Origin of the sequence: Mesorhizobium sp. M7A.F.Ca.ET.027.02.1.1 (assembly GCF_004022985.1) — a bacterium.
In the GTDB taxonomy this organism is placed as follows: domain Bacteria; phylum Pseudomonadota; class Alphaproteobacteria; order Rhizobiales; family Rhizobiaceae; genus Mesorhizobium.
Genome location: NZ_RZOL01000064.1, coordinates 1 through 21,387 on the forward strand (window position 1 = coordinate 1; position 21,387 = coordinate 21,387).

Annotated in this window: 24 protein-coding genes and 1 pseudogene; 16 read left to right on the plus strand and 9 right to left on the minus strand. The window is 63.6% G+C overall.

Annotation, left to right across the window (positions count from 1 at the left end):
• Positions 1-334: 334 nt before the first annotated feature.
• The gene (locus tag EN749_RS39565; protein WP_164749439.1) at positions 335-643 is read right to left on the minus strand and encodes a hypothetical protein; all 309 of its coding nucleotides are present in this window, start codon (positions 641-643) and stop codon (positions 335-337) included.
• A gap of 109 nt (positions 644-752) precedes the next feature.
• On the opposite strand from EN749_RS39565, the gene EN749_RS10265 reads away from it, so the two are divergent.
• A complete protein-coding gene (locus tag EN749_RS10265) occupies positions 753-1,229 on the plus strand; it encodes an NUDIX hydrolase (protein WP_127396748.1) in 477 nt (158 codons plus the stop codon).
• A 4-nt stretch (positions 1,230-1,233) separates the two neighbouring features.
• Here the strand turns inward: EN749_RS10265 and EN749_RS10270 are convergent, their stop codons facing one another.
• From EN749_RS10270 to EN749_RS10290, 5 genes are all read right to left on the minus strand, one after another.
• Positions 1,234-2,082 (minus strand): citryl-CoA lyase, encoded by an 849-nt coding sequence (locus tag EN749_RS10270; protein ID WP_128363060.1) that lies wholly within the window; start codon positions 2,080-2,082, stop codon positions 1,234-1,236.
• Complete coding sequence (locus EN749_RS10275) at positions 2,079-3,263, minus strand: CoA transferase (RefSeq protein WP_127396746.1); 1,185 nt, start codon at positions 3,261-3,263, stop codon at positions 2,079-2,081. Before EN749_RS10275 ends, EN749_RS10270 begins: the two co-directional genes overlap by 4 nt.
• A 16-nt stretch (positions 3,264-3,279) precedes the next feature.
• On the minus strand, positions 3,280-4,803 hold the full coding sequence (locus tag EN749_RS10280; RefSeq protein ID WP_128363061.1) for a tripartite tricarboxylate transporter permease: 1,524 nt from the start codon (positions 4,801-4,803) through the stop codon (positions 3,280-3,282).
• A 4-nt stretch (positions 4,804-4,807) separates the two neighbouring features.
• Positions 4,808-5,344, minus strand: coding sequence for a tripartite tricarboxylate transporter TctB family protein (locus EN749_RS10285; RefSeq protein ID WP_027037688.1), 537 nt, complete (start codon positions 5,342-5,344; stop codon positions 4,808-4,810).
• A 122-nt stretch (positions 5,345-5,466) separates the two neighbouring features.
• Positions 5,467-6,441, minus strand: coding sequence for a tripartite tricarboxylate transporter substrate-binding protein (locus EN749_RS10290; protein ID WP_128363062.1), 975 nt, complete (start codon positions 6,439-6,441; stop codon positions 5,467-5,469).
• A gap of 184 nt (positions 6,442-6,625) precedes the next feature.
• On the opposite strand from EN749_RS10290, the gene EN749_RS10295 reads away from it, so the two are divergent.
• Complete coding sequence (locus tag EN749_RS10295; protein WP_127379945.1) at positions 6,626-7,396, plus strand: IclR family transcriptional regulator; 771 nt, start codon at positions 6,626-6,628, stop codon at positions 7,394-7,396.
• Between the two features lie 141 nt (positions 7,397-7,537).
• On the opposite strand, the gene EN749_RS10305 is transcribed toward EN749_RS10295, so the two are convergent.
• Positions 7,538-8,071, minus strand: coding sequence for a GNAT family N-acetyltransferase (locus EN749_RS10305; protein WP_128363063.1), 534 nt, complete (start codon positions 8,069-8,071; stop codon positions 7,538-7,540).
• Between the two features lie 199 nt (positions 8,072-8,270).
• Here EN749_RS10305 and EN749_RS10310 point away from each other — a divergent pair, with 199 nt between their 5' ends.
• Complete coding sequence (locus EN749_RS10310; protein WP_128363064.1) at positions 8,271-8,726, plus strand: DUF2214 family protein; 456 nt, start codon at positions 8,271-8,273, stop codon at positions 8,724-8,726.
• A 30-nt stretch (positions 8,727-8,756) separates the two neighbouring features.
• Here EN749_RS10310 and EN749_RS10315 read toward each other — a convergent pair whose 3' ends face one another.
• Positions 8,757-9,659, minus strand: coding sequence for a LysR family transcriptional regulator (locus EN749_RS10315; protein ID WP_128363065.1), 903 nt, complete (start codon positions 9,657-9,659; stop codon positions 8,757-8,759).
• A 171-nt stretch (positions 9,660-9,830) separates the two neighbouring features.
• Here EN749_RS10315 and EN749_RS10320 point away from each other — a divergent pair, with 171 nt between their 5' ends.
• The 5 genes and pseudogenes from EN749_RS10320 (at position 9,831) to EN749_RS10340 (ending at position 15,497) form a co-directional block, all read left to right on the plus strand.
• The gene (locus tag EN749_RS10320) at positions 9,831-11,111 is read left to right on the plus strand and encodes a serine hydrolase domain-containing protein (protein ID WP_128363066.1); all 1,281 of its coding nucleotides are present in this window, start codon (positions 9,831-9,833) and stop codon (positions 11,109-11,111) included.
• Between the two features lie 36 nt (positions 11,112-11,147).
• A complete protein-coding gene (locus tag EN749_RS10325; protein WP_128363067.1) occupies positions 11,148-12,029 on the plus strand; it encodes an NmrA family NAD(P)-binding protein in 882 nt (293 codons plus the stop codon).
• Positions 12,030-12,452: 423 nt separating this feature from the next.
• A complete protein-coding gene (locus EN749_RS10330; protein WP_128363068.1) occupies positions 12,453-13,430 on the plus strand; it encodes a tripartite tricarboxylate transporter substrate-binding protein in 978 nt (325 codons plus the stop codon).
• Between the two features lie 75 nt (positions 13,431-13,505).
• Positions 13,506-13,979 (plus strand): tripartite tricarboxylate transporter TctB family protein, encoded by a 474-nt coding sequence (locus tag EN749_RS10335; protein ID WP_128363069.1) that lies wholly within the window; start codon positions 13,506-13,508, stop codon positions 13,977-13,979.
• A gap of 10 nt (positions 13,980-13,989) precedes the next feature.
• A pseudogene (locus tag EN749_RS10340) lies at positions 13,990-15,497 on the plus strand (tripartite tricarboxylate transporter permease).
• Position 15,498: 1 nt separating this feature from the next.
• Here EN749_RS10340 and nth read toward each other — a convergent pair.
• Positions 15,499-16,323 carry an endonuclease III gene (gene nth / locus EN749_RS10345; protein ID WP_128363070.1) on the minus strand — a complete coding sequence of 275 codons (825 nt, stop codon included), beginning with the start codon at positions 16,321-16,323 and terminating at the stop codon, positions 15,499-15,501.
• A 22-nt stretch (positions 16,324-16,345) separates the two neighbouring features.
• Here nth and EN749_RS10350 point away from each other — a divergent pair, with 22 nt between their 5' ends.
• The 8 genes from EN749_RS10350 to EN749_RS10385 all read left to right on the plus strand — a co-directional run.
• Positions 16,346-16,840 (plus strand): DUF2244 domain-containing protein, encoded by a 495-nt coding sequence (locus EN749_RS10350; RefSeq protein ID WP_127397029.1) that lies wholly within the window; start codon positions 16,346-16,348, stop codon positions 16,838-16,840.
• 123 nt (positions 16,841-16,963) lie between these two features.
• Positions 16,964-17,839 (plus strand): bifunctional helix-turn-helix domain-containing protein/methylated-DNA--[protein]-cysteine S-methyltransferase, encoded by an 876-nt coding sequence (locus tag EN749_RS10355; protein WP_127809324.1) that lies wholly within the window; start codon positions 16,964-16,966, stop codon positions 17,837-17,839.
• 221 nt (positions 17,840-18,060) lie between these two features.
• Entirely contained in the window at positions 18,061-18,531 is a 471-nt protein-coding gene (locus EN749_RS10360; RefSeq protein ID WP_127809323.1) for a hypothetical protein, read from the plus strand.
• A gap of 21 nt (positions 18,532-18,552) precedes the next feature.
• Entirely contained in the window at positions 18,553-18,945 is a 393-nt protein-coding gene (locus EN749_RS10365; RefSeq protein WP_127322477.1) for a hypothetical protein, read from the plus strand.
• Positions 18,912-19,424 carry a hypothetical protein gene (locus EN749_RS10370; RefSeq protein WP_128363071.1) on the plus strand — a complete coding sequence of 171 codons (513 nt, stop codon included), beginning with the start codon at positions 18,912-18,914 and terminating at the stop codon, positions 19,422-19,424. Before EN749_RS10365 ends, EN749_RS10370 begins: the two co-directional genes overlap by 34 nt.
• Positions 19,399-19,881, plus strand: a complete 483-nt coding sequence (locus tag EN749_RS10375; RefSeq protein ID WP_164895597.1) for a hypothetical protein — start codon at positions 19,399-19,401, stop codon at positions 19,879-19,881. Before EN749_RS10370 ends, EN749_RS10375 begins: the two co-directional genes overlap by 26 nt.
• A gap of 152 nt (positions 19,882-20,033) precedes the next feature.
• Positions 20,034-20,939, plus strand: a complete 906-nt coding sequence (locus EN749_RS10380; RefSeq protein WP_128288019.1) for a ribokinase — start codon at positions 20,034-20,036, stop codon at positions 20,937-20,939.
• A gap of 1 nt (position 20,940) precedes the next feature.
• The coding region (locus tag EN749_RS10385) for an amidase family protein (RefSeq protein ID WP_245491335.1) at positions 20,941-21,387 on the plus strand (447 nt) is incomplete at its 3' end.

The window sequence follows — 21,387 nt, forward strand, 5'->3', positions numbered from 1 at the left end:
GCAATAAGGATGCCGGCACTGCGCAATAAGGTTCAATGCATTAAAACAGAGCATCCGCATTCCCACTTGCGGAGCTCTGACTCAATTAGAATACATTAACTTATGCCGGATGAAACCGAAAATTTACGTGCGGACACTGACTAAAGCCGCTGACGTTTCATAGTCGTCATATGACGACTATCTGCGGTTCACTGCTGGAATCGCAGAACAAAGCGATCGGACTGCCCGATTTCGTGATGCTCGACCCGCTGGCCATGGCATCGCCGCGCAAACGTCCTATATCAGTGGGCAGAGTTTTTTGCGCGGGAATGAGCGAATGTCGGCACTTCGGCCATCAACGATCTTCACAGTGGCAATGCTGGCCACGGCAGTGCTGGCGGGCGTTTGCCTGCCGGCTTCCGCGCAAGCGCTCAATTCCGCTACCGGCAACAATGCGCTGATCCGGCAGAACGACCTGCAAATCCTGCAAAACAGGATACAACGGCAGCAATATCAGCAGCAACAGCAGCAGTACCGCGCCCAGGACCGCCAGATCGTTCAGCAGCCGCCCCCGGTCGTGCAGCAGCTCAAGCCAAGCTGCCAGACCCAGATAATCGGCACCACCGCCGTGAGCAATTGCCGCTGACATCAAGGCGTTTTTCATTTATTTAGCCGACTTAGGTATTTCGAGTGTCTTTCGGCACATGCGAAAGTTTTGGTTTTGCAACGATGCCTTGTCGCGCTATGCGGCATTGCATCGACTGGATTGACGAATGGCAGCCACCAAGAAAAAGGCCGTACGCAAGGCAAAGAAGGGCGAGAGGATCCGCCAGGTGGCGGCTATTCCCTTTCGGCTGACCGCGCGCGGCGGCATCGAGGTCATGCTGGTCACGTCGCGTACCACCAGGCGCTTCATCGTCCCCAAGGGCTGGCCGATGAAGGGCAAGAGCGGACGCAAGGCGGCCACCATCGAGGCGCAGGAGGAAGCCGGCGTGCTCGGCAAGACGCTGAAGCAGCCGGCGGGTACCTATTCCTACTGGAAGCGGCTGGCCAATCGCTTTGTCCGCGTCGACGTCATCGTCTATCTGCTCGAGGTGAGTGAGGAACTGGCCGACTGGCAGGAAGCCAAACGACGCCAGCGGGCCTGGCTGGCGCCAGCCGACGCGGCCATGCTCATCGACGAGCCGGATCTTTCAACGTTGGTGAAGACGCTGAAGCTTCCTCAGCCTTTGCAGGTGGACCAGGCGTAAAGCCTCACTCGCCGGGCTCATCGCTTTCGGGAAACGGCCGCACCGGCGTGCCGGTATAGGTCCACAGCCATTCGCGCGGCAGCGGCCCCTTGTTTCGCTCGGCCTGCTGCGACTGCTCCCAGGCATGCGCAAGGATGCCGACCGAGCGCGACAGCACGAAAAGCCCTCGCGTCAGCGCTGGCGGAAAACCGAGTTCGCCATAGATGACGGCGGTAGCGCCATCGATGTTGAGCGGTATTTTTTTCCTCTTGCGTCGCGCGACGTCCGCCTCGATCGCTTCTGCAATATCGGCGAAACGTCCGTTGACGGCACCGCGTGCGGCAAATTCGCGGGTCAGTTCCAGCAAACGCGGCGCGCGCGGGTCGACGGGATGGAAGCGATGTCCGAGCCCCGGCACATAGCCCTTCTCCTCGGCGAAGAACCGGTCGAGCCTCGCCGAGACCGCTTCATTCAGCGTCATCCCGGCATCGATCGCCACGGCAATGTCACCATAGAAGGAAAGCGCCTGCTCGCCGGCGCCACCGTGCACGTCGCCGAGAACGTTGATGGCCGAGGCCATGGCGCTGTTGATACCGACGCCGCAGGTTGCGGCCATGCGCGCAATGGCGATCGATGGCGCCTGCGGTCCGTGGTCGACGGCGGCTCCCAAGGCAATGCCGAGCAACTCTGCCTGGTCCTCGCTGGGCAGTTCGCCGCGCAGCATCAGCCAGATGACAGCCGGGAAGCTGACGCGGCCGATCAGATCCTGGATCTCGTAGCCGCGCAGCCGGATGACACCAGGCCGCATCTCGATGATGTCGGTCTGCCACCATTCCTCGCCGCGCTCACGGCCCGTCTTCTCCGTGTCGCTCATGCGCGTGCCTTTGCCTTGCCGCGGGGTGGCAGGTCGGCGAACACCTCGCCCATATGTTCGCCGAGCGCCGGCGGCGGCTTTGTCGGCAAGGGCGCCTCGCCATCGACCATGAAGCCGCCGCGCAGAACGGTCAGCGGCTTGTCCATGCCGGCCACATCATCAAAATTCGCGGTCACCCGGCGTTCGAGCACTTGCGGCTCGGCCAGCACTTGCGGGATCGTCAGCACCCTGCCGGCAGGCACGCCGGCGCGATTGAGCATCTCTTCCCAGGCAGCCGCCGAGGCGCCCGCCAGGGCGTCCTCAATTTCGACTTTAAGCGCCGCACGGTTGCGCTTGCGCGTCTCGCGCTCGGCAAAGCGGACATCGGAGGCCAGTTCCGGCCGGCCGATCAGCCGGCACAGCGCCACGAACTGCTCCTGCTTGTTGGCGGCGATGTTGACGAGCCCGTCGCCGGTGCGAAACGTACCGGAGGGTGCCGCAGTCATGTTCTCATTGCCCATCGGCTTGGGGTCGATGCCTGCGGTCAAATAGTTGGAAACCGGCCAGCCAAGCGCGGAAAGTGTGCATTCGAGCATCGAGACGTCGAGAAAGGCACCCTCGCCGCTCGTCTTCTGCCGCACCAGCGCCGAGGTAATGGCGAACGCGCCGACCAGTCCGCCAAGCGTGTCGGCCACGGGATAGCCGACCCGCAGCGGCGCCGTTTCCGGTGTTCCGGTGATACTCATGATCCCCGACAGGCCCTGGATGATCTGGTCATAGGCGGGATTGTCGCGCATCGGCCCGGTCTGGCCGAAACCCGATATTGCGCAATAGACGAGGCCTGGACGGACCGTCTTCAGCGCCTCGTAACCAAGCCCCAGCCGATCCATCACGCCCGGGCGGAAATTCTCCACCAGGGCGTCGGCGCTGGCCACCAGATCGAAAAAGCGCTCGCGATCGGCTTGCTGCTTGAGGTCGAGCACCACCGACCGTTTGCCGGCGTTCTGCGCCAGGAACGATGCGCCCATGCCGGCGCTGTTCAGCTTTGGCGAGCCGCCGAGCTGGCGGGCCAGGTCGCCGCCTTGCGGCGCCTCGACCTTGATCACATCGGCGCCGAGCAGCGCCAGCTGATAGGCGCAGTAGGGACCGGCCAGGACGTTGGTCAGGTCGAGGACGCGGATACCGGAAAGCAATTCTGTCATGGCATCATTGGATCGATCAGGCATCGCCGGGCACATGCTCCGGTCCTCGCCGACGCCGATGCTCGATGAAGGCCCAGATATGCGGGCTGGCGAGGCCGATGAAGGCGAGCGTCAGCAGCGTCAGCGACAGCTTGTGGGTGTAAAACACCGACCAGTCGCCATTCGAAATGGTCATCGCCCGGCGGAACTGGGTTTCGGCGAGCGGTCCAAGGATCATGCCGATAATGACGGGCGCGGTCGGGAAATCGAACCGCCGCATCAGGAAACCGGCCGCCCCCAGGAGATACAGGATGACGAGGTCGATGGGCGATTGCGAAATGCCATAGGTGCCGACCGTGGCGAACACCAGGATGCCGGCATAAAGCTGCGGCGCCGGGATTTTCAGCAACCGCACCCACAGCCCGATCAGCGGCAGGTTGAGGACGACGAGGATCACGTTGGCGATGAACAGGCTGGCGATCAGCCCCCAGACGAGGTCGCCCTGGGTCGTGAGAAGCAGCGGCCCGGGATTGATGCCGTAGCTCTGGAAGGCCGACAGCATGATCGCCGCGGTCGCGGAGGTCGGCAGGCCAAGCGTCAGCATCGGCACCAGCACGCCGGCGGCGGAGGCATTGTTGGCGGCCTCGGGGCCGGCAACGCCTTCGATGGCGCCGACGGTGCCGAACTCCTCCTTGTGCTTCGACAGCTTCTTTTCGATGGCATAGGACAGGAAGGTCGGGATTTCGGCGCCGCCGGCCGGCATGGCGCCGATCGGGAAGCCGATCGCAGCGCCGCGCAGCCAGGGTTTCCACGAACGCCCCCACTCGGCCGCCGTCATGTAGAGCGAGCCCTTCAGCGGCACGATCTCGTCCTTGCCGGCATAGCGGCGCGAGGCCATGTAGAGCGTCTCGCCGACGGCAAACAGGCCAACCGCGGCAATGATGACATCGACGCCATCAAGCAGTTCGTTCGTGCCGAAGGTGAAGCGTGGCTGGCCGGTCTGCAGGTCTACGCCGATCATGCCGATGACGAAGCCGGCGAACAGGCTGGTCAGGCCGCGTACGGAAGACGAGCCGAGCACCGCCGAAACGGTGATGAAGGCCAGCACCATCAAAGAGAAATATTCGGCCGGACCAAAGGCCAATGCGAATTTGACCACCACCGGCGCCAGGAAAGCGACGCCCATCGTGCCGATCGTGCCGGCGACGAACGAGCCTATCGCGGAGGTGGCGAGTGCCGCGCCGCCGCGCCCGGAGCGCGCCATCCTGTTGCCTTCCAACGCAGTGACGATGGTGGCGCTTTCGCCGGGCGTGTTGAGCAGGATCGACGTCGTCGAACCACCATACATGGCGCCGTAGTAGATGCCGGCGAACAGGATGAAGGATGCTTCCGGCGCCACCTGATAGGTGATCGGCAAAAGCAGCGCGATGGTCAGCGCCGGTCCAAGACCGGGCAGCACGCCGATGGCGGTACCGAGTGTGGTGCCAAGCAGGCACCACAGAAGGTTGACCGGGGTGAAGGCAACCGAGAAGCCATGTGCGAGATGTCCGAGCGTTTCCATGGCGTCAGCCCCTCAACATGGTGATGAACGCATCGATGACCGTGTTCAGCTGGTTCTCGATGAAACCGGCACCGATGTTGACGCCAAGCGCCCTAGCGAAGCCGAAATAGGCGGCCAGCGCCAGGATCAGGCCGAGCACTGCGTCACGCAGCGTGCGCTTGCTGCCGAAGCCGTAGCAGACCAGAACGAACATGATGACGGATGCCGCCGTGAAGCCGAGCGGCCGGATGAGCAGCAGATTGGCGATCAGGCCGATGACGACGAAGCCCATCGCCTTCCAGTCGGTCGGCGTCTCCTTTTCCTCCTCCGGCTGCCAGCCGCCGCGAAGCGCGGCAAGGATGAGCAACAGCGAAAGAACCACCAGGCCGAACATGGTGAGGTAGGGAAAGACGGTCGGGCCGACCTTGGAGTAGAGCGGCGACACCGGGATTGCCAGCGTCTGCCAGGCGACGGCGCCGGCGCAGGCCAGGAGCCCGATGCCTATCAACAATTCCGGCACGGCAAGGCGCCACGGCGCCGCCTGCTGGTCGCTGGTGCTCATCGGTATCCTCCCAAGATGGCCGGCATCCTCCAGCCGGCCGCATCCGCAGTTTCGCCGCATCATATGTCCATGCGGCAGGCGAGATGGGAAGGGGGCGGCACTCTAACCGCCCCCTGAAGACATCAGGCGAGGCCGAGATCCTTGAGGATCGCGGTGATGCGGGCCGTGTCCTCGGTGAGGAATTTTGCGTAGTCGTCGCCAGTCAAAAGGATGGGCGTCCAGTTGCGGTTTTTGCATTCGGTTGCCCATGCATCGCTCTTGGCCATGGTCTCGATCATTGTGACCATCGCCGCCTTGTCGGTGTCGGAAACGCTGGGCGGTGCGAAGACGCCGCGCCAGTTGAACAGTTCGACATCGATGCCGGCTTCCTTCAACGTCGGTGCGTCGATGCCGTCCTGACGCTTGTCAGCCGAGATGGCGAGCAACCGCAGCGCGCCCGCCTTGACCTGCTCGGAGAACTCGCCAAAGCCGGAGATGCCGGCCGCGACCTGGTTGCCGAGCAGCGCCGACAACGCCTCACCGCCGCCGGCGAACGGCACGTAGGACAGGTTTGTCGCCGGCACGCCGACCGTCTTGGCAATCAAGCCGAACAAGATGTGATCCGAGCCGCCGGCGGAGCCGCCGGCGACGGGAACCTTTGTCGGATCGGCCTTGAGCGCGGCGACGAAATCAGCGGCCGTCTTGAACGGTGACTCCGCCGGCACGACCAGGGCCTCGAACTCGCCGGTGAGGCGGGCGATCGGGGTGACTTGCGTCAGATTGTTCGCGGCCTTGTTGGCAATGATGGCGCCAACCATGACCATGCCGGCAACCATCAGGGAATTGCCTTTGCCGTTCCACTGGCTGATGAATTGCGGCAGCCCGACAGTCCCGCCGGCGCCGCCGACATTGGTGATCTGCGAACCCGAGATCAGCTTTTCACTGCGCAGCACCTGGTCGATCGTGCGCGCCGTCTGGTCCCAGCCGCCACCCGGTGCGGCAGGCACGAAGAGCTGTATCTGGGGCGCGCCTTCGGCGTAAGCGGGAGAAAGATGCGACGTCATCAGCCCGGCACCCACGGCTGCGGTGCTCATCAAAAATCTGCGTCTGTTCAGCATGGGGATTCCTCCAAATCACGACACCTCCTCCGGTGCCCGCCAAAACGCGCCTGCATCCAGACCCGTCATCGATTTCAAGCAGATGTTACGGAGTTCTGTCAACGGAAACGATATTCTACTGGACAGAACGATTTGGCGGCGCGACAGAGTCGCGTCGCTCGGCTTTCTTCAAACTGGAACCACCATGGACTCGCCAAGCAAATCGGCAGATGGGGAAATAGATCGCACCTCGGCGGACGGTGTTGCCGCGCTTGATCGAGCCATTGCCATCCTCGATACCTTCACCACGGATGACCGGTCGCTCAGCCTGGCCGAAATCGCGGCGCGCACCGGCCTCTACAAGAGCACCATCCTGCGGCTTGCGAATTCCCTCATGCGCGGACGATTGCTCGAGCGCCTCGACAATGGGCGCTACCGCGTCGGACCCGCGACCTTTCGGCTCGGTGCGCTCTACCAGCGTTCGGTCGTGGCGGTCGATATCCTGCTGCCGATCATGCGCGATCTTTCCGAGCGAAGCTGGGAGAGCGTTGCCTTCTATGTTCGCTCGGGCGACGTCCGCACCTGTCTCTACCGCGTCGAATCCAAGCACCCGATCCGCTACACGATACGCGAAGGCGACGTATTGCCTTTGCTGCTCGGCTCCGGCGGCCGCGTGCTTGCAGCGTTTTCGGGCCAGCAGGGCGAACCGTACGAGACCATCCGCAAGACCTGCAACTGCCTCGCCGTGGGCGACCGGGACCCTGAGACGGGGGGCGTGTCGGCGCCGGTGTTCGGCCCGGGAGGCGTCCTGCTCGGCGCCTTGACCCTGGCTGGACCCAGCACGCGCGTCGACGCGGCATTTCTGCAGCGCATGAAGCGTCCGCTGCTCGAGGCGGCGGCCCGCGCCACCCGCGCCTTCGGCGAGGACGCCTCCATGCTCGAGCGGGCAAGCCTGGCAGCGGACGCCATGCCGTAGAACACGTCCTCGTTGGAAGCCCCGCTCAAGTCAATTTGACCAGAACGATACGGCGGTTCTTGGCGCGGCCCGCCTCGTCATCATTGCTGGCGACAGCCTCCATCATGCCGACGCCGACAGCGGCTGGCCGCGCCGCTCGGGTCACCGCGCCAGCAGGATGGTCGGAGTGTCGTGGTAGGTGGTCTTCACCACTTCCCGGTAACCGCACTTCGCAGCCACCCTCAGCGAAGCGCCGTTTTCCGGATCGATGATGCAGACGGTCTTCTCGCGCCCGAAAATCTCTTCGCTCCACGACAGCATGCGGCCAACCACCTCGGTGGCGAAGCCCGCCCCGTGCACGGCCGGAACCAGCGCCCACCCGGCCTCGGGAATGCCTTCGATCGATGGTTCCATATCGCGCTTCAGGTCGTGAAACCCGGCCTCGCCGATGAAGCGTCCGGTCGCCTTCTCCTCAATCGCCCAGAAGCCATAGCCGAGCAGCGACCACAGGCCGGCGTGACGCAGGAAGCGCATCCAGCTTTCTTCGCGCGTGCGCGGCTTGCCGCCGATGAAGCGGGTGACGACGGGATCGGTCCACATCGCGGCATAGGTGTCGAAATCATCCAGCCGGTGTGCCCGCAGGATGGTGCGCTTCGTTTCGATGACAGGGGCGCTGGTCGCTTGTGGATTGTTCATGGGATCTGCCTCGTACGGATCGCCAGCGCTTAGCAAATCGCCGGTGCGGCGCAAGGGGCCAGCGCAACACGGCCCATCATCCAGGCGCCGCTATGGGAATTTTGCGAGACGGTGTTATTTTTTCACGGCAGGCCGATTCAACGCCTGCCAGCGCGACCTTTCAGGCGCGCATTGCTGCCGTCAAACCCAGGGAAAGAGCATGGACACCACCGATCTTGTGCTTGCGATCTTCCATCATCTGCTGGTTTTTTCGCTGGCGGGGATCATCGGCGCCGAATTCGTCCTGATCCGCGGCGATCTGGGCGCTGCGACGCTCAAGAGGCTCGCCGGCATCGACCGCCATTACGGCATCATTGCCACGCTGATCATCGTCGTCGGCATCGGCAAAGTCTTCTATGGCCTCAAGGGCTGGGAATTCTACGTCTACAATTGGGTGTTCTGGGCCAAGATAGCGGCGTTCGTCATGGTCGGCCTGCTGTCGATCATCCCGACCGTCCGCTTCATATCCTGGAACAGGCAGGCGAGCGGCAATGCCTCGTTCCAGGTACCGGCGGCCGAGCTTGCGTCCGTGAAGACCTACATCCGCGCCGAAGCTTTCATCTTCCTGCTCATCCCGGTCTTCGCCGCGGCGATGGCGCGCGGCTACGGCTATTGAGGCCGAACTCTATTCGCAAGGTGGTCTCGATTATAAACTAGCGGCAATCTCCTGGATAAAATCCAGAAATGCTCTGACCTTAGCCGGCGGCAGATGGCGCGATGGGTGATAGGCGTAGAGCGGATAAAGTTCTTCCGACCACTCCCGCAGGATCGGCACGAGGTCTCCCCGTGCCAGGAACGGCGCAAGGCCGATGGCGAGGCTTTGGAAAATGCCTTGGCCCGCTACGCAGGCTGTGACCGCGACGGAAGGATCATCCAACACCAGGCGGCTTGAGATCTTGACCCTGACGATCTCCCCGCCCCGGAGAAACTCCCATGGAAAAGGAAGGCCGGTTTGAGGATCACGGAAGAGAAGCGCCTCGTGATGGACGAGGTCGTGCGGCGACTGTGGCTGGCCGTGCCGTTCGAGATAGGCCGGCGCCGCAACTGTCAGGATCGGGGTTTCCAGGAGCTTGCGTATGATGAGGGATGATGCATTGGGCGGCCCGAAGCGTATCGCCACGTCCACGCCGGTCATCATCTCCTCGCGGTAGTTGCTGGTCGAGAAATCCAGCATCAGCAGCGGATAGCGGGCGAGGAACCGCTGCAGCCTGGCCGCGAGCACCATGCGTGCGAACCACGGGTCCACCGATACGCGCAGCCGGCCGCGTACGAGCGCCGCCGCGCCCGCGGCCTCGGCAGCCGCCTCATCCAGGCCTGCAAGAAGCGACATCACTTGTGCGTGGAAGCGGCGTCCTTCCTCGGTGAGGGTGACTGCACGCGGATTGCGATCGAACAACCGCACGCCGACCCGCGCCTCCAGACGCGCGACGGCCCGGCTCACCCCTGATGGTGTCAGGCCGACCATCTCCGCGGCGCGAGCGAAATTCCCAGCCTCCGCAACCGCTGCCAGAACCCCGACGCCGGTCAGAAGCCGCGTGTCGAAAACCATTCGATTCCCCTTCGCCTCCGAGGCGAGCAATAGTGAATCTGAGTCACTGTAACATTGATTCTAATGCGCGTGAATCATGTCATGGCACGACTTACAAGGTGACGTCCTGGCAACATTGCGGGCGAGCGGCCGGGAAAATCGGATTTCCCTCGATCCAGAAAGGAGTTGGTCATGAACCAGATCACACGCAGAACCATGCTTCAGCGCGGAGGAATGCTGGGGGCCATTCTGGCTCTCGATACGGTCAGCCCCGCCTTGGCCAAAAGAATGCCAGCCGGTTCGTCAGTGCAGTTCAAGGCGATCGACGCCGCCTTGCAGGCAGGCGTCTCAAACGACGACGTAGCCGGTGTCATCGCCGTCGCGGCGACGCGCAAAGGCATGGTCTACGAAGGTGCCTTCGGCAAGGCCAACGTCGCAACGGGCGCACCGATGACGCTCGACACGGTATTCTGGCTGCTGTCGATGACCAAGGCGTTCACCGCGACGGCCTGCATGCAGTTGGTCGAACGGGGCCGCCTGCATCTGGACGATGATGCGTCGAAGTACCTGCCGGAACTGGCCTCTCCACAAATCCTCGACGGCTTTGCCGAGGATGGAACGCCGCGACTGCGGCCGGCCAAGCGCGCGATCAAGGTTCGCCATCTGCTGACGCATACCTCCGGCTGCACCTACTCGATCTGGAGCGAGGCTCTGACCCGCTACGAGAAGGTGACGGGCATGCCCGACATCGCGACCTGCAGGAACGCCGCCTTCACCGCCCCACTCGAATTCGAGCCCGGCGAGCGATGGGAATATGGCATCAGCATGGACTGGGTCGGCAAGCTGGTCGAGGCGGTGTCTGATCAGTCGCTCGAAATCTACTTTCGCGAGAACATTTTCGCGCCGCTCGGCATGAAGGATTCAGGCTTCCTGATCGGGACCGAGCAGAAGCGGCGTGTCGCCAGCTTCCATAGCCGCCGCGCCGATGGCGGGCTGGAGCCGGCACCCTTCGAGATGCCGCAGCGGCCGGAGTTCTTCATGGGCGGCGGCGGCGCCTTCTCGACGCCGCGCGACTACATGGCCTTTCTGCAGGCGCTGCTGAACGGCGGCACGCTGCATGGCGAGCGAATCCTGCATCCGGAGACGGTCGCCATGATGATGCAGAACCAGATCGGCGAGCTGAACGTCCAGGAGATGCATTCGGCGCAGCCGTCCTATTCCCGCAGCTTCGACCAGTTCCCGGGACAGCCGCATAAATGGGGTCTGTCTTTCGACATCAACATGCAGGCAGGACCGAACGGGCGCTCCGCCGGCAGCATCTCCTGGGCAGGTCTGCTCAACTGCTACTTCTGGCTCGATCCGGTGAAGCATGTCACAGGCGCGCTCTTCACCCAGGTCCTGCCCTTCTACGACGAGCGGGTCGTCGCGCTCTACGGCGCGTTCGAGCGCGGCCTCTATGCCGGACTTGCCTGAACCCAGGCGATCGACATCAACATCTGGAGAACCATCATGTACGCAATCACCGGAATCACCGGCAAGGTCGGCGGCGCACTTGCGCGCAGCCTTCTCGCCGGGGGACTACCCGTCCGCGCCGTTCTGCGCGACAAGGCCAAGGCGGCGGAGTGGAGAACCCGGGGCTGTGACGTCGCCCTGGCCGAGATGGACGATGCGGCAAGCCTGACTTCAGCGTTTCGGGGTGCCACGGGCGTCTTCATCCTGCCGCCCTCCGAGTTCGACCCGGAGCCCGGCTTTCCCGAGGCCAGGCGCGTCATCGCGACCGTGGCGGCGGCTTTGGCCGAGGCGCGTCCCGGCAAGGTGGTCTGCTTGTCGACAATCGGCGCTGATGCTCCGCACGAGAACCTGCTGACCCAGCGCATGCTGATGGAACAGTCGCTGGGGGAGATCGGCCTTCCGATCATCTTCCTGAGGCCCGGCTGGTTCGTGGAAAATGCGCTCTGGGACGTTCCCTCGGCGCGCGATGAAGGCGTGTTGCGCAGCTTCCTGCAGCCGGCTGACAGACCGTTCCCGATGGTTGCGACGCAAGATGTCGGGCGCCAGGCCGCCATGCTCCTCCATGAGGACTGGAGCGGGACGCGGGTCGTCGAGCTGGAAGGGCCCGCACGCGTCTCACCCAACGATCTCGCCCGCGCCTTCGCCACGGTGCTGGAGCGCCCGGTCAGGGTCGAGACAGTGCTGCGTGAAAGCTGGGAGGAGATCTTCCGTTCCCAGGGCACGCAAAATCCGTCACCCCGGATCCGGATGCTTGACGGCTTCAACGAGGGCTGGATCGAGTTCAGCGACCACGGCCGATCAGCGGTGAAGGGCACCACGACACTTGAAAGCGTCATCGTCGAACTCGTCAGGGCGTGCCAAGGCAAGACAGCCGCCTGATGGGATCACGACTTACCGCATGGACTCCCGAACCAGCGGCGGCGCGAAGCGGCGGGGTGCGCGTGTAGCCCCGCCGCCACATCCGCGAAAGGACACCATCATGGAATCATCACCACACAGGGCGTTGTGATCCCACGCCTCGGCTTCGGTACGTTCCGCAGGCCAGGAGGCGACGCCCAGCCGATTGTCGAGAGGCGATGGGATGCCGCATGAAATTGCAGGCGCATCTCGCGATCAATCGCCAGCTTTGTGAACCCAAACTCTGAGAACCTTTTGAGAGCGGATATCTGCGGATATCGGCAGTTTGCCGTTTGAGCCCGGTTGCTATTTGCTAGCTTGCCCTAGTTGTTGCTTCATGCGCAGCCGGTGTTGAGAGGAGTTCCGCGCAGCGGTTGGAGATTCATATCCCGGGAGGAGATCACGATGAGAAGATTTGTCGCCACTCTGGCTGCTGCCGCGGCCGTCGCGCTTTATGGGTTCACTGCCGGCGCGCAGACCTATCCTGAACGCACCATCACCGTTGTGGTGCCGTTTGCAGCCGGCGGCCCGACCGACACGGTCACGCGCCTCGTCGCCGAAGCGATGTCGAAGGATCTCGGCCAGCAGGTCATCGTCGAAAATGTCGGCGGCGCCGGCGGCACGCTGGGTGCCGGCCGCGTCGCCAACGCCGAGCCGGACGGTTATACGCTGCTGCTCCATCATATCGGCATGGCGACAAGTGCGACGCTGTACAGAAAGCTCGCCTACGACACGCTGAACGCCTTCGAATATGTCGGCCTCGTCACCGAAGTGCCGATGACCATCGTCGGCCGCAAGGACCTGGAGCCCACCGACCTCAAGGGGTTGGTGGAGTACGCCAAGGCCAACAAGGATTCCATTACCGTCGCAAATGCCGGCATCGGTGCGGCCTCGCATCTGTGCGGCATGCTGTTCATGAGCGCCATCAAGACGCCGCTGGTCACCGTGCCCTACAAGGGCACCGGCCCGGCCATGACCGATCTTCTCGGCGGCCAGGTCGACATCATGTGCGACCAGACGACCAACACCACCAAGCAGATCCAGGGCGGCACCATCAAGGCCTATGCCGTCACCTCGCCGGAACGCCTCGATGTGCTGAAGGACGTGCCGACGACGGTGGAAGGCGGTCTCCCCGATGTGCAGGTCGGCATCTGGCATGGTCTCTATGCACCCAAGGGCACGCCGGCCGAGATCACCGAACGCCTGTCGAAATCGCTGCAGGTCGCGCTGAAGGACCAGAACGTCGCGGCCCGCTTCGCCGAACTCGGCACCAAGCCGTCGCTCGAGGCCGATGCCACGCCCGCCGCACTGAAGGCCAAGCTGGAAAGCGAGATCGCGCGCTGGAAGCCGATCATCGAAGCCGCCGGCCAGTACGCCGACTGAGATTTGAATAGGGGCGCCACCAGCGCCCCTATTTCGCTCGGCATCGCTACCCCAGTGCGGGCTTGGAGAACCATCATGAAACCTTTCGCGATCGACAGGGCCAACGGCCTGTGCGCTGCCCTGTTCATCGGTTTCGGCGCGTGGTTCGCGCTGCAATCGCTCGGTCTCGAAATCGGCACCGCCTTGCGCATGGGGCCAGGCTATTTTCCGCTGGTCCTGGCGATCGTGCTGATCCTGCTTGGCGCGGTCATTCTCGTCCAGGCCGTACGCGTCGAGGGCGAAGCGATCGGGCACATTGCGTGGCGCGGCATGCTGCTCATCCTGCCTGCTCCGATCTTCTTCGGCCTGACAGTGCGCGGCCTCGGATTCATCCCGTCGATTTTCCTGACGGCGCTGATCGCGTCGTTTGCCAGCCGCCGCATGAAGCCATTGACCGCGCTCGTGCTGTCGGCCGGCCTGACGTTGTTTGCCTTCCTCGTCTTCAGCTACGCGCTCGGCCTGCCGTTCCGCCGCTTCGGCCCGTGGCTGGCCCCAGGGTCGGCACCGTGAGGCGATGAGCATGGATCTCCTCGACAACCTCGCGCTCGGCTTTTCGACGGCGACGTCGTTGACCAACCTCGGTTTCTGCCTGATCGGCGTCCTTCTCGGCACGCTGATCGGCGTCCTGCCCGGCATCGGCGCCACCGCGACCATCGCCATGCTTCTGCCCATCACCTTCCAGATCGGCGACCCGGTCTCCTCCCTCATCATGCTCGCCGGCATCTATTACGGTGCGCAATATGGCGGCTCGACCACCGCCATTCTCATCAACATGCCGGGCGAATCCTCGTCCGCCGTGACCGCGATCGACGGCTACCAGATGGCCAGGAACGGCCGCGCCGGAGCGGCTCTCGCGATCGCGGCCATCGGCTCGTTCTTTGCCGGCACGGTGTCGACGTTCCTCGTCGCCATCTTTGCCCCGCCGCTGACGGCGATCGCGCTGAAATTCGGCGCGGCCGAGTATTTTTCGCTGATGATCGTCGGCTTGGTTTCGTCCGTCGCGCTCGCCCACGGCTCTATCGTCAAGGCGCTGGCCATGGTCGTGCTCGGCCTGCTGCTCGGCATTGTCGGCACCGACATCTACACCGGCACGCCGCGCTTCACGCTTGGAATCCGGGAATATGCCGACGGCTTGAATTTCGTTGCGGTGGCGGTCGGCGTCTTTGGCGTCGCCGAGATCCTGCGCAACCTCGAAAACGAGGATGAGCGCTCCGTGATGATCCGCAAGGTCACGGGCCTTATGCCGACCCGCGAGGACTTCGGCGCATGGCAGCGCCCATCGTGCGCGGAACGATCATCGGTTCGGCGCTCGGCATCCTGCCGGGAGGCGGCGCGATCCTGGCAGCTTTTGCGTCCTACACGGTCGAAAAACGCGTCTCGAAAAACCCGCAGGAGTTCGGCAAGGGCGCCATCGAAGGCGTCGCCGGACCGGAATCGGCCAACAATGCCGGTGCGCAGACCTCCTTCATCCCGATGCTGACGCTCGGCATTCCAGCCAACCCGGTCATGGCGCTGATGATCGGCGCCATGATCATCCAGGGCATCGTGCCCGGCCCCAATGTCGCGACCGAACAGCCGGCGCTGTTCTGGGGTATAATCGCCTCGATGTGGATCGGCAATCTGATGCTGATCGTCCTCAACCTGCCGCTGATCGGGCTTTGGGTGAAGCTGCTGACGATCCCCTATTACGTGCTTTTCCCGATCATCATGGCGTTCTGCTCGATCGGCGTCTACAGCGTCAACAGCAACGTCTACGACCTCTATGCCGTCGCCTTCTTCGGCTTCCTCGGCTATCTCCTGACCAAGCTGCGCTGCGAACCGGCGCCGCTGCTGCTCGGCTTCGTGCTCGGCCCGCTGCTCGAGGAAAACCTGCGCCGCGCCATGATCCTCTCGCGCGGCGACCCGAGCACCTTCGTGACCAGACCGATCAGCGCCGGCCTGCTGCTCATCGCGCTCGCCGTGCTCGTCATCGTCTTCCTGCCGGCGGTCAAGAAAAAGCGCGAAGAGGTGTTTGTGGAGGAGAGTTGAATTACGCCGTCGCTCCGCTTCGGTCCTGAATCTCTTCGACAGGGTCGAGCGGTGCGATCGGCACCAGCGGTGCCGGCACATCGGTCGTCTTGACCTCGGCCTTGCAGATGTCGGCGATGACGCAGGCCGGGCAATCCGGCTTGCGCGCCTTGCAGACGTAGCGGCCATGCAGGATCAGCCAGTGATGTGCATGGCGCATATATTCGTCCGGAATGATCTTCAACAATCCTTGCTCGACCTGTTCCGGCGTCTTGCCGGGCGCCAGCCCGAGCCGGTTGCCGGTGCGGAAAATATGCGTGTCGACAGCCATCGTGTGCTGGCCGAAGGCCATGTTGAGCACGACATTGGCAGTCTTGCGCCCGACCCCGGGCAGCTTGACCAATTCATCGCGACTGTCGGGTACCTCGCCGCCATGGTCGCGGATCAGCGCCTGCGACAGAGCAATCACATTCTTCGCCTTGTTGCGCCACAGCCCGATGGTGCGGATATATTCGCCGACCCTTGCCTCCCCCAGCGGCAGCATCTTGTGAGGCGTATCGGCGGCCTTGAACAGCGCCCGCGTCGCCTTGTTGACGCCGGCATCCGTCGCTTGCGCCGACAGCACCACCGCCACCAGCAGCGTGAAGGCGTTGACATGTTCGAGTTCGCCCTTCGGCTCGGGCCTCTGGACGGAAAAGCGCCGGAATATCTCGTGCACTTCGGCCGGGCTGTAGCGCGAGGTGCGCCGCACCGGCCGCGGGCGTGGCTTGGCGTTCGACCCATCGCGCCGTGCGGGCAACAGCTCTTTTTTGGACATGGAAGAATCTTTGGACTTGGGGCTCGCCATTTCCCTCCTATAATATCCCGCCATGAGCGACACAAACGCCTCGTTTCAGGCCGACGAGCCATTCTTTCAGGCGCTACTGACCCCGCACCGGTCGCTGGGCCGGACAGGCTTCTTCATCCTGATGGGCGCGCTGCTGTTCGGCTGGCTGGTGACAGGCGCGTTTTTCCTGTCGCGCGGCGCCTGGCCGGTGTTCGGCTTCTTCGGCCTCGACGTGGTCGCCGTCTACATCGCCTTTCGCATCAACTATCGTGCCGCTCGCGCACGCGAGGAAGTCTCGGTCTCGCGCACCAGCCTCGACATCCGCAAGACCGCCCCCTCGGGGAAATCGGAAGCGCATCGCTTCAATCCGTTCTGGGCGCGGTTTTCGGTGGCCCGTCACGCCGAGATCGGCATCACAGGGATGACGGTGGAAGGCCAAGGGCAGAACGTGCCGATCGGATCGTTCCTGGACCCCGATTCCCGCGAGAGCTTTGCCACCGCCTTTTCGCGGGCGCTGGCGACCGCCAAGGCACGCTGAGCCTGCACGAGCGGTTCCTGGGCTCGAATTCCGTGTCCATCTGGGTATGCGCCGCAGGAAGGCAAGTTTCGGGTGGCGATCGACGCCCCGAGGGGCGATATTCCGGCTCAAGGAGACAGTTCCATGAGCACACACACCGCGGTCCTCAAAAAGGATATCACGCCTGAAGGCAGCGACTACGAGATCGTGCGCCGTGCCATCGAGAAGATCAGTCTCGACTATCGTGACCAGCCTTCCCTTGAAGAGCTGGCCGAGGAGGTCGGCGAGACGCCGACCGGCTTGCAAAAACTCTTCACCCGCTGGGCCGGCCTGTCGCCCAAAGCCTTCCTGCAGGCGGTGACGCTGGACCATGCGCGCAGGTTGCTCGATTCCGGCATGCCGCTGCTCGAGACCTCGTTCGAACTGGGCATGTCCGGCCCGGGCAGGCTGCATGACCTGTTCGTCACGCATGAGGCGATGTCGCCGGGCGACTACAAGACACGCGGCGCCGGGCTCGCCATCCGCTACGGCTTCCATTCCTCGCCGTTCGGCACCGCCCTGATCATGGCCACCGAGCGCGGGCTTGCAGGCCTGGCCTTCAGCGACCCCGGCGAGGAACGCGCCGCCTTCGCCGACATGTCCAGCCGCTGGCCGAACGCCGTCTACGTCGAGGACATGACTGCTACCGGTCCCTATGCCGCCCGTATCTTCGACCCAACGTTGTGGCGCCCCGACCAGCCGCTGCATGTCGTCATGATCGGCACCGACTTCCAGGTTCGCGTCTGGGAGGCGCTGCTCAAGATCCCGATGGGTAAGGCCCGCACCTATTCCTCGATCGCGGCCAGCATCGGCGCACCGTCCGCCAGCCGTGCGGTCGGTGCGGCCAACGGCGCCAATCCGCTCTCTTTCGTGGTGCCTTGTCACCGCGCCATCGGTAAATCAGGCGACCTCACCGGCTATCACTGGGGCCTGACCCGCAAGCGCGCCATTCTGGGCTGGGAAGCCGGGCAGGTATCGTAATATCGATTTTTCTCGAAATTTTGAAGAAAAACATAGGTATATCGGCGTTATTAAGTATAAGCGCAATTTCCACTGTGGTTTCCGCCTTTGCAACCGAGAGCAACCTCCGGTTCCTGTAATTGTTATTTTAAGCCGTTATTTTAGGTAACTCTAAATTAACCACGATAAAGTGATGATGCCCTCATATTAATCCGGACGATCCGGCTTGATAGGAGGTCCCGATGACATTGTTTCGCGCCGCCTGCGGCGCAGCTCTGCTGGTTGCCAGCATCGACGAGGCCGCGTTGGCCGCGACGCAGAATGTCATCTTCAATGGCACGATCGCGCCCACCTGCACGCTTGTCGTTGCCACCAACGGCACGATGACGGCCAGTCCCGATCTCCAGTCCCTCAGTTCCCACAACAGCGGCGGCTCGGCTGGGACCGTGACGCTGACGACGACCGGAGGTGTGTCGCTCAGCGTCGATCCGGTCACCACCATGACGGTGCCATCGGCAGACAGCACGTCGACGACCTGGACGCCGACCTACTCCGCCACCGGCGCGCATGCCATCGTCGAGACCGGCTCGGCAACCAGCATCACCACACCCGGCGCCGATCTCGTCTCGGTTCACCTCGCCGGAATCAAAGGCGGCAGCAATCGCTTCGCCAACGGCAATTATCAGGCAACGGTAACGCTGCGCTGCGAATGACGCGCAGCGAAGGAGGGGGCGTTGAAACATGTTCGAATCCTGGCGACGGCACTGGCCATCGGATTGGCGCCCATTGCCGTCAAGGCACAATCGATGTCGCCGATGCGTGGCGAGATCAACAGCTTCACCGACGTCTTCGCGGTCCGCATCTTCCCTGCCAATCCCTACGACAGGAAGATCCGGGTCGAAATCCACGTCTACGATCAGGATTTTCAGCCGGTAGATGCCAGAATCTCTCCAAATGTCTTCCAGCTGGCTTCCCAGGCTTCCCGTTCTGTCCTTGTGGTCGTGCCCTTTGATGGCGCCGGCGAGCGTAAAGTGCGTATCTGTACCGAAAGCATTCCCTTTCCCAATCAACAAACGCAGATAAGGGCACAGATATGCGGAAAGTTCTTCGGGCGCCGCAAGTCCTGACACTGGCGCTCGCGGCTGCTTGGGCGGGTGCCTCGCCGGCCGGGGCCGAGGACGTCTATAACCTCAACCAGAATGAGAGCGGCTTCAACCTGCCCGGTGTCACCTTGCCTCAGGGCCAGGACGAGGTCCGTGCCGCGGACGGCACCACATGCCGTTCCGCCGTCTCCGGCTCCGGGGCCTATGTCGATCTCGGCGTTATCAGAGGCAACAGCCAGTCCGACAATGATGTCGCCACTTACGGCCGGGTGGTGATCCCGATCGGGCGTACGCCGAAGCGCGTCGATTGCAGCCGCCTCTACGAGCTTGAGGTCGAGCGCCTGCATCTGGAACTGAAACTTCTCAAAATGGGCCTCGGCGCCGACGGCCAGACGGCCAGCGTAGCCGCCAGCGCTTCCACGGCCGCATCACCGGGGTGGGCCAACGAAGGCTGGAGCATCAGGACCGGAAATGGCGATGGCAAGAAAAAGAAGAAGCAGTAGCCGCGCGCTGTTTGCGATGGCTGCACTTGCCGGTTCCTGCCTTCCGGTGCAGGCAGCGATCATCGGCACCTGCACCATCATGGTCGGGGCGTCCGGAACGATGAAGGCCAATCCCGCCATCAACATACTGGGCTCTAAACAGGCAGGCGGATCGAGCGCCAGCGCCACCGTGGTGGCAAGTTCCCTGTTGTGCTCGATACTTAACTTGCTTGACTGCTATTCGGTTTCGGCGCCGGCGCCTGCCGCATTCTCCTCCGCACCGAGCGGCGGCGGCACCAACGTGACCTTCGCTTCAGTCTTCCGCCTCGATGGCTCGGGGGTCGATGTCAACGGAAGTGTGCCGCAGAGGGTTGCCAACGGCACCCACGCGATGCAGGTCGACCTCACCGCCACCAAGTCGAGCGGCATCTTTCCCGCCGGCAACTATCAGGGCACGGTCACCGTGCGCTGCGAATAGGCCACAACGCCTCAAATCGGACTGGACCATGCGCGTGGTCTGGCAAGCCGCGGCCATACAGGTTAGCTTCCACGCAATCGGAACGATCTGCGTCCGCCCGGACGCACGAAGACGCTCCGACATTTTGAATCTGCGTTGCCAGGAGGCCCTGCTTGATTATCGTCATCGGCTCGATCAACCTCGACCTTATCGCCAAGGTCGACCGCTTGCCGAGCCCCGGCGAGACGGTGGGCGGCTCGGCTTTCACCACCGCACCCGGGGGCAAGGGCGCCAACCAGGCACTGGCCGCCGCACGCGCCGGCGCCTCGGTGCGCATGGTCGGCGCCGTCGGCAGGGACAGCTTCGCAGCCGAGGCACTGGCATTGCTGCGCGACGGCAAGGTCGACCTGTCCGGCGTTGCCGAGACTCACGCCTCGACCGGCACGGCACTGATCATGGTCGCCGACGACGGCGAGAACATCATCGCCGTGGTGCCGGGCGCCAACGCTTCCGTGGTACCAGGCGATCTCTCCAAGGCCTTTCTGAAAAAAGGCGACGTCGTGCTACTGCAAAACGAGATTCCGCTGGCCACCGTCGATGCCGCCCTCGACCAGGCAAGGGCGGCCGGCGCCATCACCGTGCTCAACACGGCGCCTTTCCAGGGGCAGGCAGCCGGCTTTCTCGGCAAGGCGGACTATGTCGTCGCGAACGAAACCGAGTTCGACCTCTATGGCGAAGCGCTGTCGCTGCAAGGCCGCGACCGGGCGGCCCGTATGCGCGACTTTGCCGGAAAGACCGGCCGCACCGTCGTCGTCACGCTCGGCGGCGACGGCGTGATGGCGGCAACGCCGAGCGAATTCCTCACCGTTCCGGCACGCAAGATCACCCCTGTCGACACGGTCGGCGCCGGCGATACGTTCTGCGGCTATTTCGCCGCCAGCCTGTCGTCGGGCCTCACGCTCGAACAGGCGCTGGCGCGCGCTGGCGCGGCCGGTTCGCTGGCCTGCCTGAAGCCTGGCGCCCAACCGGCGATCCCGCTCGCCAAAGACGTCGATCAGGCGCTGCAGGAAACCCATTAAAATGCTGCGTCCTCAAACGAAACATGCCGTGCAGCCGGCAAGCGACATCTGCCGCCTGTCCGCGGTCGAACTCGCCGGCGCGATCCGGGAGAGAGAGCTTTCCGTGCGCGAGGTGGTGGCGGCATTCCTCGATCGCATCGAGGCGGTCAATCCGCTGGTCAACGCCATCGTCTCCTTGCGCGATCGCGCCGATATCCTGCGCGAAGCCGATGCGGCCGATGCCAGCCTGTCGCGAGCCGAAGCTGCGGGTCCGCTCTTCGGCCTGCCCATCGCCATCAAGGATCTCGCCTCGACGACGGGCCTCCGGACCTCCTTCGGCTCGCCGATCTTCGCCGATTTCGTGCCGCAGGAAGACGATTTCTTCGTCGAGCGCATCCGCAATGCCGGCGCCATCATCATCGGAAAGACCAACGTCCCCGAATTCGGGCTCGGCTCCAACACCTACAAC

What these genes read in the sequence shown, in the direction of transcription:
- EN749_RS39565 (WP_164749439.1), bottom strand. Translation starts at nt 643, where the DNA reads ATGAAAAACGCCTTGATGTCAGCGGCAATTGCTCACGGCGGTGGTGCC.
- EN749_RS10265 (WP_127396748.1), top strand. Translation starts at nt 753, where the DNA reads ATGGCAGCCACCAAGAAAAAGGCCGTACGCAAGGCAAAGAAGGGCGAG.
- EN749_RS10270 (WP_128363060.1), bottom strand. Translation starts at nt 2,082, where the DNA reads ATGAGCGACACGGAGAAGACGGGCCGTGAGCGCGGCGAGGAATGGTGG.
- EN749_RS10275 (WP_127396746.1), bottom strand. Translation starts at nt 3,263, where the DNA reads ATGACAGAATTGCTTTCCGGTATCCGCGTCCTCGACCTGACCAACGTC.
- EN749_RS10280 (WP_128363061.1), bottom strand. Translation starts at nt 4,803, where the DNA reads ATGGAAACGCTCGGACATCTCGCACATGGCTTCTCGGTTGCCTTCACC.
- EN749_RS10285 (WP_027037688.1), bottom strand. Translation starts at nt 5,344, where the DNA reads ATGAGCACCAGCGACCAGCAGGCGGCGCCGTGGCGCCTTGCCGTGCCG.
- EN749_RS10290 (WP_128363062.1), bottom strand. Translation starts at nt 6,441, where the DNA reads ATGCTGAACAGACGCAGATTTTTGATGAGCACCGCAGCCGTGGGTGCC.
- EN749_RS10295 (WP_127379945.1), top strand. Translation starts at nt 6,626, where the DNA reads ATGGACTCGCCAAGCAAATCGGCAGATGGGGAAATAGATCGCACCTCG.
- EN749_RS10305 (WP_128363063.1), bottom strand. Translation starts at nt 8,071, where the DNA reads ATGAACAATCCACAAGCGACCAGCGCCCCTGTCATCGAAACGAAGCGC.
- EN749_RS10310 (WP_128363064.1), top strand. Translation starts at nt 8,271, where the DNA reads ATGGACACCACCGATCTTGTGCTTGCGATCTTCCATCATCTGCTGGTT.
- EN749_RS10315 (WP_128363065.1), bottom strand. Translation starts at nt 9,659, where the DNA reads ATGGTTTTCGACACGCGGCTTCTGACCGGCGTCGGGGTTCTGGCAGCG.
- EN749_RS10320 (WP_128363066.1), top strand. Translation starts at nt 9,831, where the DNA reads ATGAACCAGATCACACGCAGAACCATGCTTCAGCGCGGAGGAATGCTG.
- EN749_RS10325 (WP_128363067.1), top strand. Translation starts at nt 11,148, where the DNA reads ATGTACGCAATCACCGGAATCACCGGCAAGGTCGGCGGCGCACTTGCG.
- EN749_RS10330 (WP_128363068.1), top strand. Translation starts at nt 12,453, where the DNA reads ATGAGAAGATTTGTCGCCACTCTGGCTGCTGCCGCGGCCGTCGCGCTT.
- EN749_RS10335 (WP_128363069.1), top strand. Translation starts at nt 13,506, where the DNA reads ATGAAACCTTTCGCGATCGACAGGGCCAACGGCCTGTGCGCTGCCCTG.
- nth (WP_128363070.1), bottom strand. Translation starts at nt 16,323, where the DNA reads ATGGCGAGCCCCAAGTCCAAAGATTCTTCCATGTCCAAAAAAGAGCTG.
- EN749_RS10350 (WP_127397029.1), top strand. Translation starts at nt 16,346, where the DNA reads ATGAGCGACACAAACGCCTCGTTTCAGGCCGACGAGCCATTCTTTCAG.
- EN749_RS10355 (WP_127809324.1), top strand. Translation starts at nt 16,964, where the DNA reads ATGAGCACACACACCGCGGTCCTCAAAAAGGATATCACGCCTGAAGGC.
- EN749_RS10360 (WP_127809323.1), top strand. Translation starts at nt 18,061, where the DNA reads ATGACATTGTTTCGCGCCGCCTGCGGCGCAGCTCTGCTGGTTGCCAGC.
- EN749_RS10370 (WP_128363071.1), top strand. Translation starts at nt 18,912, where the DNA reads ATGCGGAAAGTTCTTCGGGCGCCGCAAGTCCTGACACTGGCGCTCGCG.
- EN749_RS10375 (WP_164895597.1), top strand. Translation starts at nt 19,399, where the DNA reads ATGGCAAGAAAAAGAAGAAGCAGTAGCCGCGCGCTGTTTGCGATGGCT.